Source organism: Kosakonia beeri, assembly GCF_054165705.1.
On record NZ_CM135106.1, the window covers coordinates 2,463,604 to 2,477,628 of the forward strand.

The window sequence follows — 14,025 nt, forward strand, 5'->3', positions numbered from 1 at the left end:
ACAGAGCGCCACACCGGGATTAACCCGGCATGGTTTTACGGATCGCGCTGATCAGCGCAAGGGCTGCCGGGGGCAACAGAGAGTCGACACGGGTAATAATGCCGATTGGATCACCAATCCCTTGCTGCGGAACAGGTAACGCCACTAAGGTTCCGACGCGCAAATCGTCTTTCACAGCACCAGAGGGGACAAACCAAACATAGTCGTGATCGACAGTTAACTGGCGTGAAAGCGAGGCGGAAAGGGTTTCGAGACACCCTGACGGTAACCGACAGTTCTGGCTGGCAAGCAACTCTTCCGTGTTTTGGCGCGGGACGGTGCCTTCTGGCAGCACCACCACTGGCCACTCGAGTACCCGGCTCAGGGTCACGGTGCTGTGCAGGAGGGGGTGTCCCGGGCGCACGACCAGCTTTAACGACTCCAGAAACAACAGTTCATAGCTCAGTCCGCTCATCAGTTCCGGATCGGACATGCGTCCAATACCCAGATCCAGCTCGCCCGATTTCAGCCCGGCCAGTAACATCGGGTTATTCGCTGTGGCGACCTGGATGGTGAGGTCCGGCTGCTGTTTATGCAACTGGCCAATTACGCCAGGTAAAATACCCAACGCGGCCGTGGGGAGCGCACCGATGCGAATAATGTCGGTTTTTATCTCAAATTTTTGATTAAGCGACTGACCGGCAATATTCACCGCATCCAGCACGCGCACCGCATGAGTGAGAAATTGCTCGCCAACGACCGTTAACTGCGCGCCCATGCGACCACGCTCAAATAAGCGCTTGCCAGTCAGTTGTTCCAGCTCATTGAGCGTTTTCGACAGGGCAGGCTGGCTCAAATTCAGGGTTTCAGCCGCGCGCCCCAGCGTCCCTTGTTGAGCGACGGCAACGAATGTATGTAAATGGCGCAGACGAATGCGCTGTGAAAACAGACCGTTTTTTTCCATAAGATGATGTTAAAAACTGAGCGGAGCCGGTGACAAGTGAGTTTGTTTAATTTTGATAACTTGATAGCAAACTATTATTAACATCTAATCTCTTTGAGTTACAAACGGATTTTCTTCGCAATGTGACGTAACCAGCAGGTTGGTGTGGTTTTGTGCAAATTGCGTTTCATAATCTTTGGTTATGTTCGCCCCGCGCAAAACGTGCGCGTTTTCAGCCACGATCACACTTTGTAAATTTCCCGTCACGGGCCAGGGTTCTCTCTCTACACTCCAGAGAGAGAACCCTGGAGGAAGAATAATATGGCGTACAGCATCACGGCTGATGATATTCGGGAACAATTTTCACAGGCCATGTCGGCCATGTACCAGCAGGAAGTTCCGCAATACGGCACGTTACTGGAACTGGTCGCAGACGTAAACCTGGCCGTCCTGGAGAACAACCCCCGTTTACATGAACAACTGGCCAACGCCGACGAACTGAGCCGCCTGAATGTTGAGCGCCACGGCGCAATTCGGGTTGGCACTGCGGAAGAGCTGTCTACGTTGCGACGCATGTTCGCCATTATGGGGATGTTTCCGGTCAGCTATTACGATCTCTCGCAGGCGGGGGTTCCGGTACACTCCACGGCCTTCCGCCCGATTGAAGATGCGGCGCTGTCGCGTAATCCGTTTCGCATATTTACCTCGTTATTGCGCCTGGAATTAATAGACGACCCCGCGCTGCGCAACAAAGCGGCCGCGATCCTCGCAAAACGCGATATTTTTACCCCGGCTTGCCGTCAACTGATTGAACTGCATGAGCTTAACGGCGGATTTACGCCCGCGCAGGCGCAGGCGTTTGTTAATGAGGCGCTGGAGACGTTTCGCTGGCACCGCCATGCCACGGTGGATCAACAAACCTATCTGGCACTGCATAATGAGCACCGTCTGATTGCCGATGTGGTCTGTTTCCCTGGCTGCCATATCAACCACTTAACGCCGCGCACGCTGGATATTGACCGCGTGCAGGCGCTGATGCCGGAATACGGTATTGAACCGAAGATCCTGATAGAAGGGCCGCCGCGCCGCGATGTGCCGATCCTGCTACGCCAGACCAGCTTCAAAGCGCTGGATGAACCAGTCCTGTTCAGCGGGGAACAACAGGGTACGCATACCGCGCGTTTCGGTGAAATTGAACAACGAGGTGTGGCGCTGACAGAGAAAGGCCGTGCACTCTATGATCAACTGCTGGCCAATGCCGGAACAGGCAAAGACAATCTGGCGCATCAGTTGCATTTGCAAAATGTATTTAAAAATATGCCGGACAGCGAAATGCTGTTGCGCAAACAGGGGCTGGCATGGTTTCGCTACCGTCTTACCCCTACAGGAGAGGCACACCGCAAGGCGATCCGAGCGGGTGATGATCCGCAACCATTGATTGAACGAGGCTGGGTCGTTGCGCAGCCCATTACCTATGAGGACTTTTTGCCCGTGAGCGCTGCTGGTATTTTCCAGTCGAATCTCGGTAATGAAACCCAGGCGCGTAGCCACGGCAACGCCAGCCGGACAGCCTTTGAGGAGGCGCTCGGCTGCCCGGTGCTGAATGAGTTTACCCTCTACCAGGAAGCGGAAGAGCGCAGTAAACGCCGTTGCGGACTTCTGTAAAACAGGTACTCTGCCAGAAATCATTGTTCTGGATAATATTATGGAAAATCCTGCCGCCCCGTTGGTGCATACCCGTCAGGGAAGCGTGATGGGCAGTACCGAAGCCGACTTTTATGTCTGGCGCGGTATCCCTTTTGCCGCACCGCCTGTTGGTTCGCTGCGCTGGCAAGCGCCGCGCCCGGTCGAACCCTGGCAGGATGTGCGTATGGCGACGCAATTTTCTGCTGCCAGCTGGCAAAACAGCGAATATTGCCAACAAGTGGGCGGCGGCGATCCGGGGCAGTTTTCGGAAGATTGTCTTTATCTGAATGTCTGGGCGCCACGCGTACGTGAAAAAGCGTTGCCGGTGATGGTCTGGTTGCATGGCGGGGGCTTTACGATTGGATCGGGAGGCTTGCCACCTTATGACGGTAAGCAACTGGCGTCGCGCGGTGTGGTGCTGGTGACGGTCAATTATCGTCTCGGGCATCTGGGCTTTTTTGCCCATCCGGCACTGGAAGAAGAATCTGGCGAACGCCTCTATAACTTCGGCTTATTGGATCAAATCGCGGCGCTGCGCTGGGTTCAGCAGAACATTGCGCTGTTTGGCGGCGATGCGGCAAAGGTCACGCTATTTGGTGAGTCAGCGGGAGCACGCAGCGTGATGGCGCTGATGGCCTCACCGTTAGCAAACGGGCTGTTTCATAAAGGCATTATCCAGAGCAGTTACACGTTGCCGGATACGCCACGGGCGAGCGCGTTAGCCCGGGGAGAGGCGATTGCCGCGCACTTTGGTCTGCATAACGCCAGCGCCGCAGAATTACGCAACATTCCAGCAGATGCATTCTGGCCGTTGGCGGCGCCGCTTAAAATTGCCCCCGCGCCGATCGCCGGGGATAAGGTACTACCGGAGACCACGCTGGACGTATTTTTCGCCGGGCGTCAGCATCCGATGCCGGTCATTATTGGCTCCAATAGCGATGAAGCCAGCGTGATGGCGGAATTTGGGGTCGATCTTGCCGGCGAAATTGAAAAAATGCGACGTCAGCAGCGGCTTGGTCTTGGCATTATTCGTCTGCTTTACCCGGGCGTGCGTGGCGATGCCGAGCTGGGCAGGCAGGTGTGCCGCGATATGGCGTTTACGACCCTTGGGTTAGTGGTCATGCAGGCCCAGCAGCGAGTAGGGCAGCCCTGCTGGCGCTACTGGTTCGATTATGTGGCGCAGGCCGCGCACGGTACCTATATCAACGGTGCCTGGCATGGAAATGAGGTGCCGTACGTTTTCGATAATTTGCTGTTGTCGGAGCCCTCTTGCCATTATGTCAACGACGATGATCTCGCGTTTGCCGCACATATTGCCGATTACTGGGTAGCGTTTGCCCGCGCGGAGCCGCTGGTGGCGGTGCTGCCAGGGCCGATGCACTGGCGGGCGGCGGTACGCGGGCGCGATCGTTTATTACGCATTGGTCTGAATAAACATGCAGGATTTCGCCTCGTCAAGCGCTTTATGCGCGCCCGTCTGAGCTTCTTCCGCCGTGTAATGCGTCACCACGTTAAGTTGGATTAACCGCCAGCAGCCCCTGACGAAACGCCGCCAGTCCGGCGGCTTTGTGCCGCGACTCGCGCAGAACGAGACGGTAACTGGCCCCGGTTTTCACGCTTTCGTCGAACGGGCGTTGTAACCGGCCGGCGCGAATGTCTTCCGCCACCAGGGTCTCATCGGCGATCGCCAGTCCCAGCCCCTGAATAGCTGCCGTTATGGCCAAATCCATGGTGTCAAAGTGTTGATTTTTTCGCATGGCAGGCTGAAACGTCTGCTGTTTTGCCAGCCACAGTGACCAGTCCGTTTTATCACGTGTAGGGTGAAGCAGAGTCATATTATCCAGCGCCTGCGGCGGTATCAGCGTCGCACTCATCACCGGGGTTAACGCCTCGTCAAACAGCAGATCGCCCGCGCTTAACTGGGTGCCAAAGACGATAGCTGCATCATAGGGTTCCGTTTTGAAATTAACAGTGTGATCGGTGGTGGTAGTCAGTGCTATTTGCAACTCCGGGTAGTGCTGTTCAAGGTGCAACAGACGGGGAACCAGCCAGCGCATCGCGCAGGTCGGCGCTTTTAACCGCACCACGGTTTGCTGTGCCTGGGCCTGATCGGCCACCATTAACAAGTGCTCAAAAGCGCTATGCAGTTCCGGCAGCAGTGCGCTGCCCTGCGGGGACAGGCGCAACCCTCTTGCATGGCGTTCGAACAGCGGGAAGCCGAACCAGGTTTCCAGCGTGGCGATTTTGCGGCTCACCGCGCCCTGGGTCAGGCATAGCTCTTTGGCTGCGTGAGTCAGGTTCAAATGCCGGGCTGTGACCAGAAAGGCATCAATTGCGTTCAGCGGCAGGGAAAGGCGGGACATGGCAACTCCAGCTATGCAGTTTTGTCATGGCTATTATGACAACAATTCGCTTGTCCCCTCAATGGGGTTTTGGTTTGAATGGTTATGCACTAATAATGAGAAAGGATTAAGCATGACCCTGCACTCCCCGGTGAAAACCCGCTCAAAACTGCCTGATGTCGGCACCACGATTTTTACCGTGATTGGCCAGCTCTCCGGCCAACATAATGCGATCAACCTTTCTCAGGGCGCGCCCAATTTCCCCTGTGATCCGCAACTGGTCGCTGGCGTCACGCGCGCCATGCAGAACAATCATAATCAGTATGCCGCCATGACCGGTCTGTATTCGCTGAAGGAGCGCATCGCACAGAAGATAAGCGACCTCTACCACACTGATTATGACGTGGATAGCGAAATCCTGATCACCGCCAGCGCCAGCGAAGGCCTGTACTCGGCAATAGCGGGGCTGGTACATCCTGGCGATGAGGTCATTTACTTTGAACCGTCATTTGATAGCTATGCGCCGATTGTGCGTCTGCAGGGCGCAGTCCCTGTCGCCATGAAGCTGACGGTGCCGGATTTTGCAGTCAACTGGGATGAGGTGCGTGCGGCCATCACTCCGCGTACGCGGATGATCATCATTAATACCCCGCACAACCCGAGCGGACAGGTTTTTGCAGCCGACGATCTGCAACAACTGGCGGAGATTACGCGTCATACCGATATCGTGATCCTCTCCGACGAAGTGTACGAGCATGTGGTCTTCGATGGCGAACCACACCACGGCATGGCGACACACCCGCAACTGGCGGAGCGCAGTGTCATTATCTCGTCCTTTGGCAAGACCTACCATGTCACTGGCTGGCGCGTCGGCTACTGTGTCGCCCCGGCGGAATTGATGGATGAGATCTGCAAGGTTCACCAGTTCCTGATGTTCTCTGCTGATACCCCGATGCAGTATGCATTTGCCGACCATATGCGTGACCCGCAAAGCTGGTTGTCGCTGTCGGCGTTTTATCAGCGCAAGCGCGATCTGTTGCAATCGCTGTTGGCGGAGTCGCCATTCCGCTTGCTGCCCAGTGCAGGTTCGTTTTTCCTGCTGGCAGATTATCGCCATTTCAGCGATGAACAGGATAGCGAGATGGTGAAACGGCTGATTGTCGATTACGGCGTAGCCACTATTCCGCTGTCGGCTTTTTATACTGATGGTACTGATAACAAATTGATTCGCCTCTCATTTGCAAAAGATGAAGCGACGTTAAGGGCAGGCGCGCAGGCCCTGTGCCGCGTAAAACCACGCTAAAGGAGCATCGACAATGAAATTGAAAGCACTCTGTCTGGGGATGGGTTTGCTCTGCTCACTCTCTTCCTTTGCCGCCTCGGAACTGCGTTACGGCGTAGAAGCGGAATATCCGCCATTTGAGAGTCGCAATGCCGCAGGCGAACTGGAAGGGTTCGATATCGAACTGGGCAATGCCATCTGTAAAGCGGCACAGATTCAATGCAATTGGGTTGAAACCTCCTTCGATGCATTAATCCCAGGCCTGGTGGCGAAGAAATTCGACGCCATTAACTCGGCGATGAACATCACTGAACAGCGGCGTAAAAGCATCGATTTTACGCAACCGATTTACCGTATCCCCTCGCAACTGGTCGGTAAAAACGGTGACGGAATGCAGGCCACGGCAGAAGGGTTAAAAGGAAAAACTATCGGCGTATTGCAAGGATCTATTCAGGAAACTTACGCCAAAGAGCATTGGGAAAAGCACGGTGTCACGGTGGTGTCGTATAAAGATCAGAACATGGCATGGGGTGATTTGCTGAACGGCCGCATCGATGCCACTCTGGTGATGTCAGCGGCGGGGCAGGCAGGTTTCCTGAGTAAGCCGCAGGGTAAAGGGTTTGGTTTTATCGGCAAACCGGTATCGGACGATACCATCCTTGGCAGTGGTATCGGTTTTGGGCTGCGTAAAGGTGATGAAGCCACCAAAAAACAGCTTGATGCCGCCATAGATAAAGTACGCGCTGACGGCACCATCAAAAAACTGGCGGAGAAATACTTCCCCGGTATTGATGTGAGTGTCAGTGCACAATAATGCATCACCTTGCTGGCCCCAGCCGTTTGATGTCCGGCTGGGGCTTTTGTCATTTCGCATGAGTGGGGTTTGCATTACAGATCTTTACCCGCCTTTCAGGCTGCTCTTATCGACAGGAAATATTTCACATTTTGCTCAGATAATCAGCGCCCAACAATTGGATTCTCAATGAATTTTGTCTAGAGTGTGCGTTTATCAAAAACGCATTTGCCGCTGTTTCGCCTCACCGCGAAATGTCAATTTACGACCAGAAGGACGTGTTACCAGGCATGAACCGCAGACGATTTATTCAGGCATCCATGGCACTCGCAGCCACGTACGGTACCACCGGCGTGGCTTCACTCTTCTCCCGCGCGGCATTTGCGGCAGACTCCGACATTGCCGACGGGCAAAGCCGTCGCTTTGATTTCTCGGTGCTGCAATCCATGGCGCACGATCTCTCGGCGCAACCGTGGGGCGGCGCGCCGAAAGCATTGCCTGATACGCTGGCCACGCTGACGCCGCAGGCCTATAACAGCATCCAGTACGATGCCCGGCACTCACTGTGGAATAACGTTGAAGGTCGCCAGCTCGATGTGCAGTTCTTCCATGTCGGCATGGGTTTTCGCCGCCGCGTGCGTATGTTCTCGTTAGATCAGCAAACCCATCAGGCGCGCGAAATTCACTTCCGCCCGGAGCTGTTTAACTACCACGATGCGGGCGTTGACACCAAACAACTGGAAGGGCAGAGCGACCTGGGTTTTGCTGGCTTCCGTGCCTTCAAAGCGCCTGAGCTGGCGCGCCGCGACATAGTCTCCTTCCTCGGTGCGAGCTATTTCCGTGCGGTCGACAGCACCTTTCAGTACGGTCTTTCCGCGCGCGGCGTGGCAATTGACACATTCACAGATACGCCGGAAGAGTTCCCGGATTTCACCGCCTTCTGGTTTGAAACCGCGAAACCGGCAGACACCTCCTTCACGGTCTATGCGCTGCTCGACAGCCCGAGCATCACTGGCGCGTTTAAATTCGTGATCCACTGCGAAGCCAGTCAGGTGATCATGGAAGTCGAAAACAAACTGTACGCGCGCAAAGAGATTAAACAGCTCGGCATTGCGCCAATGACCAGTATGTTCAGCTGCGGCAATAACGAACGCCGCGTCTGTGACACCATCCACCCGCAGATCCATGATTCCGATCGTCTGGCGATGTGGCGCGGAAACGGCGAATGGGTTTGTCGACCGCTAAATAACCCGCAAAAACTGCAATTCAACGCTTTCCAGGATAACAACCCGAAAGGGTTTGGCCTGCTGCAACTCGACCGCGATTTTTCACACTATCAGGATGTCATGGGCTGGTATAACAAACGCCCGAGCCTGTGGGTTGAGCCGCGTAACAAATGGGGCAAAGGCGCAGTCTGCCTGATGGAAATCCCGACGACTGGCGAAACGCTGGATAACATTGTGTGCTTCTGGCAGCCGGAAAAACCGGTAAAAGCGGGGGATGAATTCTCCTTCGAATACCGTCTCTACTGGAGCGCAATGCCACCCGTGCGCTCACCGCTGGCCCGCGTTTACGCCACCCGCACCGGCATGGGGGGGTTCCCGGAAGGCTGGGCGCCAGGTGAACACTATCCGGAAAAATGGGCCCGTCGCTTTGCCATTGATTTCGTTGGCGGCGATTTGAAAGCTGCCGCGCCAAAAGGCATTGAACCGGTGATCACCTTATCCAGTGGCGAAGCGAAGCAGGTCGAAATCCTCTATGTTGAACCGTTCGACGGGTACCGCATTCTGTTCGACTGGTACCCAACCAGTGACGCCACCGATCCGGTCGATATGCGCCTGTTCCTGCGCTGCCAGGGTGATGCCATCAGCGAAACCTGGTTGTACCAGTATTTCCCGCCTGCGCCAGACAAACGTAACTACGTCGACGACCGTGTGATGCGCTAAACTTTTCATCTCCCCCGTATGGGGGAGATGTCTTTTTGGAGGAGCGATGGAAGATACTCAGATTCCCGTTAATGACCATATCGCCCTGCACGCGATTGACGATCGATTTGTGCACGATCTGTATCAACTGATCGTAAAAAACCGCGACTGGTTGCAACAGTTCCTCGACTGGCCACAGCATGTCACTTCTGTCGAAGACACCCGTAAAAGCGCGCAAAGCAATATGATCCTGCACCAGCGTGGCTATGCAAAAATGTTTGTCATTATGGTCGATGGACTGGTGTCTGGCGTGCTGTCGTTTAACGCAATTGAACCGCACAACAAAACGGCTTATATCGGTTACTGGCTGGACAAAGAAGTCTGCGGGCGCGGTATTTTATCGCAAGCGATGCAGGCAATGATGGATTTTTATGCCCGCCGGGGCGACGTGCGGCGGTTTGTGATTAAATGCCGTGTCGGGAATATTGCCAGCAACCGCGTGGCGGAACGCAATGGTTTTACCCTCGAAGGGCGCCTGAAACAGGCGGAATTCCTCAACGGTCACTATGACGATCAACACATCTGGGCGCGTATCGTCGATCACTCACAGTAAACCTACCAATGGCGTACGCGTAATATGCTGTGCGTCGTTAATGACTTTCGGCCCGCGCAACAAGATACATTCGCCGTTTAGCGCTTCAATGACGGCGTTATCGCCGATCTCAATCTGATGTTCGATCAGCACATTCCCAGTAATGCGGGCATGCCCCTGAATCACCACTTTTTCGTCCAGTTGCAGGGGGCCACCGCGCAAGCTGGCGTGCCCGCCCACTAATACATGGTGTTTGAGGATACAGTTTCCTTCGACCACGGCGTGTTCTGCCACTTGCGAACTGTAACGCAGCGTCGGGATCTCATCTTCCTCCGTGCCCGCGAGAATGCGGGCATGCCCGTAGACTTTGGCGCAGTCGCAAATCCAGACGTCATTCAGTGCATTGCCTTCGAGTAGCGCACAATCAAACACTTCTGCACGGTGCTCGATAAAGGCGTAATTAACAATGGCATCGCCGTAGATTTGCGCCTGATGGACAACACGGGAATGACTGACGGTGGCGCGGTCGTAAATTTGCAGAATTTGTTGATTGTCCGGGGTTAATCCTCGCGCGGCAACCAGCGTACTGTCGCTAAGAATACGCGCGTCGCCGCGCAGATGACACAAGCCGCGCACAGTGGAAGATTGTACCGTGACGTTGTCACTTAATTGCGCCGCATGGCTGATGTCACTGCCATCGACCCAGGCATTGTCGCGAATATGCACATCGTGGCAGATAACACACGGGCGGGTGATCCGGGCATTGTCACGCACCGTGCTCCCGGCAAAAACCATGCTGTTTTCATCGTAGATCCAGCAATTTCCTTGCTGACTCAGAACCGCTTCGCTGTCGACCCAACCACCTGCCGTGCCGGCCGTTACGTCGTTAAAATCGCGTTGTGCAAGGAGCTGCCGCAGCGCCACGGTATGTTTTTCCGAACCGATGTGATAACTGAAAACGCGCGGCTCATCACTGAGTCGATACTTATCCATGCTACATTTCCCCCGTCTGCCTGCATTAAACGTAGCACCTTTTAGGGCGCTGGCTATCCGGCGACGAAATCAATAAAATGCATGCCATATGCAACTTATAGCGCGACTGCGTAAAGGATCTCCATGAGTACCCGTTCTGACACTTATTTCACCGAAAAATACAGCATGACCGCCACCCATTCCGAAGTGGTAAACGCAATGAATTTCGTCAAGCCAGGTAAAACACTGGATCTTGGCTGCGGTAATGGTCGCAACAGTCTTTATCTGGCGAACAGAGGCTTTGACGTGACGGCGTGGGATAAAAACCCTAACAGTCTGAGCAATCTGCAAAGCATTCGTCAGGCAGAAGGGCTGGACAATTTGCACATTGACGCCGTCGATCTCAACACCCTGCGCTTTGATGGTGAATACGATTTTATTCTCTCTACCGTGGTGTTGATGTTCCTCGAGGCGCAAACCATTCCCGGCCTGATTGCCAATATGCAGCGTTGCACTAAACCCGGTGGTTATAACCTGATTGTCGCCGCGATGGATACCGCCGATTTCCCCTGTACAGTCGGTTTCCCGTTCGCTTTTAAAGAGGGCGAACTGAGTGAGTATTACGCTGACTGGGAACCACTGAAGTACAACGAAGACGTGGGCGAATTGCACCGTACTGATGCCAGCGGCAACCGCATCAAACTGCGTTTTGCCACCTTGCTGGCACGTAAACCGTTATAACCCTCGCTACCAGTGCGGGAGCTTTCTGCCCGCACACCCATTTTTCTACACTTATCACAATTCCGATTTTCTTTTTTTACTTTGTTTCCTTTGTTAACTATGTTGACCCGGTTCGCTATGGCATAAAAAGGAGACCTTAACGACATGAACACCATAACAAAAAGCATCATACTGGCGATGAGCAGCGCAATGGCGTTCTCAGCGTCCCTGGCTGCCAGCACGGCGACAGAGAGTGCGCAACTTGCAGGTAAGGTGCTGCCCATGCAGGAAAAACCTCGGGTATTTGTGCTGACAGACATCGGCAATGAGCCGGATGATCAGATGTCGCTGACGCGCTTTTTACTCTATTCCAACGAAATGAACGTGGAGGGGCTGGTCGCAACCACGTCCACCTGGCAGCGCGAAAAAGTCCACACCGATATGATTGATCTGGTGGTGGGGCATTATGGCGAGGTTCAGCCCAATTTACGCAAGCATGCCGCAGGCTTCCCTACGGTAAAACAACTGCAGGCAGTGGTTGCACCGGGTGTTGCACGTTATGGCATGGCCGCGACCGGCGCGGGAAAAAACACCGCAGGTTCCGATCTGCTGGTCAATGCCATTGAGAGAAGCACCGATCCCAGCCATCCGCTGTTTATCAATTTGTGGGGGGGAGCAAACACCCTGGCGCAGGCGTTACAGGATTTATCAGCGCGGCGTTCCGCTGCCGATGTGCAGGCATTAACACGCAACCTGGTGGTTTATTCCATTTCCGATCAGGACGATGCGGGTTTCTGGATCCGCGAGCACTACCCGGAGATCACGTATATTGTCGATCCATCGAGTCAGAATGCGCAAGATTACGGGCGTGCGGCCTGGACCGGTATCAGCGGCGATAAATACTACCGTAACGCACCCGGCGCGGATTTTACGACCGTGTCGCAGCACTGGCTGGATGAAAACATTCGCAGCAAAGGGCCGATGGGCAAAGGCTACCTGAAATATCTGTTTATTATGGAAGGGGATACGCCCGCGTTTCTTGGCCTGATCCGCAATGGTCTGAACAGCGAACGTAACCCTGGCTGGGGCGGTTGGGGCGGGCGTTACATTGTGCGCCAGCCGCAGCATGAACCCCATGTTATCTGGACCAGCGGCGGCGACTTCTACCCGGGGAATCCGAACGCGGCCGATACAGTAACCGGCGTCGACGGCAAACAGTACACCTCCAATCAGGCGACCATCTGGCGCTGGCGCGAGGCGTTTCAGCACGATTTCGCAGCACGTATGGAGTGGGGTATCAAAGATTTTGCCGCGGCAAACCACAATCCTCAGGTGGTGGTGAACGGCGAAGCGGGCCAGCAGGTGATTAACGTGACGGCGAAGATCGGCGATGTCATAACACTCGATGCCGCAGGGAGTAAAGATCCGGATGGCGACAAACTCAGCTACAACTGGTTCCTTTACCCGGAGGCTGGTTCCGCCAGTTCTCAGGCCGTAGCGCTGGACGAGGTACAAGGGCGTCGCGGTGAAGACAACCTGACAGTACCCGCAGTGCTGGCGCTGCAGGACGGGAAAAAACAGCGTGTGGAGATCAAGGCGCTGCGCGCGGGGACAGAACATTTGATCCTTGCGGTTACCGATAACGGCAAACCCTCATTAACATCTTATCGTCGCGTGATTGTTTCCGTAAAATAAGGGAGATATTCAGTCAGGCCGGGTGGTGTGTGACCACCCGGTACGGAGGCGAAACGGCGTGGACTACAAAAAGCAGATCCTTAATATCCTGCACAGCGGCATGGCATCGCGGGCAGAGATGACCCGACAACTGGGCGTGACAAAGGCCTGGATCACCAAACTTACCTCCCCGTTACTCGCCGAGCAGTGGATTGAGGAGCGTGAGATCAAAGATGTGTCCTTCGGCCGCCCCCAACAACTGCTGGCAGTGAAAGCGGGTCGCGCTTTTAGCATCAACATCATGCTGCGAAAAGGCAGTTTTCAGGGCACACTCAACGACTACAACACCCTTGTTGAACCACTGGCGATCCACCATACAACGCTGCCGGATATGATGACCCCCGACGTGCTGGTAACGGAACTGGCGCAAGGCATTGCCGTACTGTGTCAGCTTGCGCAACTGACCCCGTCGCAAATAGGGGTTGTGAGCGTGGCACTGCAAGGTGGGATCGAACATTACACGGGCGTAGTCCGTTACTGCCCGTTGTTTGCTGAAAACCAGGTCAACCTGATGGCGTTGATTGAGCAGCAGACCGGCATAACGACCCGCATTTATAACATTGCGCATTGCACAAACTATCTGCTCGCGAAACGCTGGCCAGGGCAGTCATGGGTGGCGTTTATGCCGGGTTTCGGCAGTCTTGGCTTTGGTTACTGTACCAACGGTATTCCGGGCCTGGGTGAAAATGGTTTTTATCCCGAGATTGTGCACCTGCCGTATGAGGGGGGAATTGAACCGGCGTTTAACGTTATCGAAAACGATAAAGCCGCCAGCATACAACGTACCGCACAGGCGCTCTATTTCGCGATTTGCTGTACAGCGCCGATCCACAATATCCGGCTGGTGATCGCCACGGGCGAATTATTTGAAGATTACGGTGACGAGGTATTGCCGCTGGCACAGCAGATGCTGACGAGTAACCCGAATCAGCATATTCGCGAGATTCGCATCCGGCACGACAAGGTCGGACACCACTATGGCGTCAAAGGGCTGGTGCAGCTCAGTTCAGACACCCTCACTGAGCTGCTGGCGTAAATGCATATGAGCGGTAACGGT

Annotated in this window: 12 protein-coding genes; 9 read left to right on the plus strand and 3 right to left on the minus strand. The window is 54.7% G+C overall.

Translation table 11 applies throughout. The features are described 5' to 3' along the window. Positions 1-19 precede the first annotated feature (19 nt). The gene (locus ACUY4S_RS11800) at positions 20-943 is read right to left on the minus strand and encodes a LysR substrate-binding domain-containing protein (RefSeq protein ID WP_312686564.1); all 924 of its coding nucleotides are present in this window, start codon (positions 941-943) and stop codon (positions 20-22) included. Between the two features lie 300 nt (positions 944-1,243). On the opposite strand from ACUY4S_RS11800, the gene hglS reads away from it, so the two are divergent. Both hglS and ACUY4S_RS11810 read left to right on the plus strand, forming a co-directional pair. Beyond that, positions 1,244-2,587 carry a 2-oxoadipate dioxygenase/decarboxylase HglS gene (gene hglS / locus ACUY4S_RS11805; protein ID WP_312686563.1) on the plus strand — a complete coding sequence of 448 codons (1,344 nt, stop codon included), beginning with the start codon at positions 1,244-1,246 and terminating at the stop codon, positions 2,585-2,587. 40 nt (positions 2,588-2,627) lie between these two features. Further along, entirely contained in the window at positions 2,628-4,133 is a 1,506-nt protein-coding gene (locus ACUY4S_RS11810) for a carboxylesterase/lipase family protein (protein WP_458023474.1), read from the plus strand. On the opposite strand, the gene ACUY4S_RS11815 is transcribed toward ACUY4S_RS11810, so the two are convergent. Continuing rightward, positions 4,120-4,971, minus strand: coding sequence for a LysR substrate-binding domain-containing protein (locus tag ACUY4S_RS11815; protein ID WP_458023475.1), 852 nt, complete (start codon positions 4,969-4,971; stop codon positions 4,120-4,122). The genes ACUY4S_RS11810 and ACUY4S_RS11815 overlap by 14 nt on opposite strands. A 112-nt stretch (positions 4,972-5,083) precedes the next feature. Here ACUY4S_RS11815 and ACUY4S_RS11820 point away from each other — a divergent pair, with 112 nt between their 5' ends. The 4 genes from ACUY4S_RS11820 to rimL all read left to right on the plus strand — a co-directional run bounded on the left by ACUY4S_RS11820 (position 5,084) and on the right by rimL (position 9,563). Next, positions 5,084-6,253, plus strand: coding sequence for a pyridoxal phosphate-dependent aminotransferase (locus ACUY4S_RS11820; protein ID WP_312686556.1), 1,170 nt, complete (start codon positions 5,084-5,086; stop codon positions 6,251-6,253). Positions 6,254-6,266: 13 nt separating this feature from the next. Beyond that, complete coding sequence (locus tag ACUY4S_RS11825) at positions 6,267-7,046, plus strand: transporter substrate-binding domain-containing protein (RefSeq protein WP_458023476.1); 780 nt, start codon at positions 6,267-6,269, stop codon at positions 7,044-7,046. 269 nt (positions 7,047-7,315) lie between these two features. Then, on the plus strand, positions 7,316-8,971 hold the full coding sequence (locus ACUY4S_RS11830; RefSeq protein ID WP_458023477.1) for a glucan biosynthesis protein D: 1,656 nt from the start codon (positions 7,316-7,318) through the stop codon (positions 8,969-8,971). Positions 8,972-9,017: 46 nt separating this feature from the next. Beyond that, entirely contained in the window at positions 9,018-9,563 is a 546-nt protein-coding gene (gene rimL, locus ACUY4S_RS11835; RefSeq protein WP_312686549.1) for a 50S ribosomal protein L7/L12-serine acetyltransferase, read from the plus strand. Here rimL and ydcK read toward each other — a convergent pair. Further along, a complete protein-coding gene (gene ydcK, locus ACUY4S_RS11840; RefSeq protein WP_458023478.1) occupies positions 9,555-10,535 on the minus strand; it encodes a YdcK family protein in 981 nt (326 codons plus the stop codon). The genes rimL and ydcK overlap by 9 nt on opposite strands. A 123-nt stretch (positions 10,536-10,658) precedes the next feature. On the opposite strand from ydcK, the gene tehB reads away from it, so the two are divergent. The 3 genes from tehB (at position 10,659) to ACUY4S_RS11855 (ending at position 14,004) form a co-directional block, all read left to right on the plus strand. Beyond that, entirely contained in the window at positions 10,659-11,255 is a 597-nt protein-coding gene (tehB, locus tag ACUY4S_RS11845; RefSeq protein WP_312686544.1) for a tellurite resistance methyltransferase TehB, read from the plus strand. A gap of 144 nt (positions 11,256-11,399) precedes the next feature. After that, on the plus strand, positions 11,400-12,929 hold the full coding sequence (locus ACUY4S_RS11850) for a nucleoside hydrolase-like domain-containing protein (protein WP_458023479.1): 1,530 nt from the start codon (positions 11,400-11,402) through the stop codon (positions 12,927-12,929). 58 nt (positions 12,930-12,987) lie between these two features. Next, the gene (locus ACUY4S_RS11855; RefSeq protein ID WP_312686540.1) at positions 12,988-14,004 is read left to right on the plus strand and encodes an ROK family protein; all 1,017 of its coding nucleotides are present in this window, start codon (positions 12,988-12,990) and stop codon (positions 14,002-14,004) included. Positions 14,005-14,025 lie beyond the last annotated feature (21 nt).

Coding starts and splice junctions, on each gene's coding strand:
- ydcK (WP_458023478.1), bottom strand. CDS start 10,535: ATGGATAAGTATCGACTCAGTGATGAGCCGCGCGTTTTCAGTTATCAC.
- ACUY4S_RS11820 (WP_312686556.1), top strand. CDS start 5,084: ATGACCCTGCACTCCCCGGTGAAAACCCGCTCAAAACTGCCTGATGTC.
- ACUY4S_RS11810 (WP_458023474.1), top strand. CDS start 2,628: ATGGAAAATCCTGCCGCCCCGTTGGTGCATACCCGTCAGGGAAGCGTG.
- ACUY4S_RS11830 (WP_458023477.1), top strand. CDS start 7,316: ATGAACCGCAGACGATTTATTCAGGCATCCATGGCACTCGCAGCCACG.
- ACUY4S_RS11815 (WP_458023475.1), bottom strand. CDS start 4,971: ATGTCCCGCCTTTCCCTGCCGCTGAACGCAATTGATGCCTTTCTGGTC.
- tehB (WP_312686544.1), top strand. CDS start 10,659: ATGAGTACCCGTTCTGACACTTATTTCACCGAAAAATACAGCATGACC.
- hglS (WP_312686563.1), top strand. CDS start 1,244: ATGGCGTACAGCATCACGGCTGATGATATTCGGGAACAATTTTCACAG.
- ACUY4S_RS11850 (WP_458023479.1), top strand. CDS start 11,400: ATGAACACCATAACAAAAAGCATCATACTGGCGATGAGCAGCGCAATG.
- ACUY4S_RS11800 (WP_312686564.1), bottom strand. CDS start 943: ATGGAAAAAAACGGTCTGTTTTCACAGCGCATTCGTCTGCGCCATTTA.
- ACUY4S_RS11825 (WP_458023476.1), top strand. CDS start 6,267: ATGAAATTGAAAGCACTCTGTCTGGGGATGGGTTTGCTCTGCTCACTC.
- rimL (WP_312686549.1), top strand. CDS start 9,018: ATGGAAGATACTCAGATTCCCGTTAATGACCATATCGCCCTGCACGCG.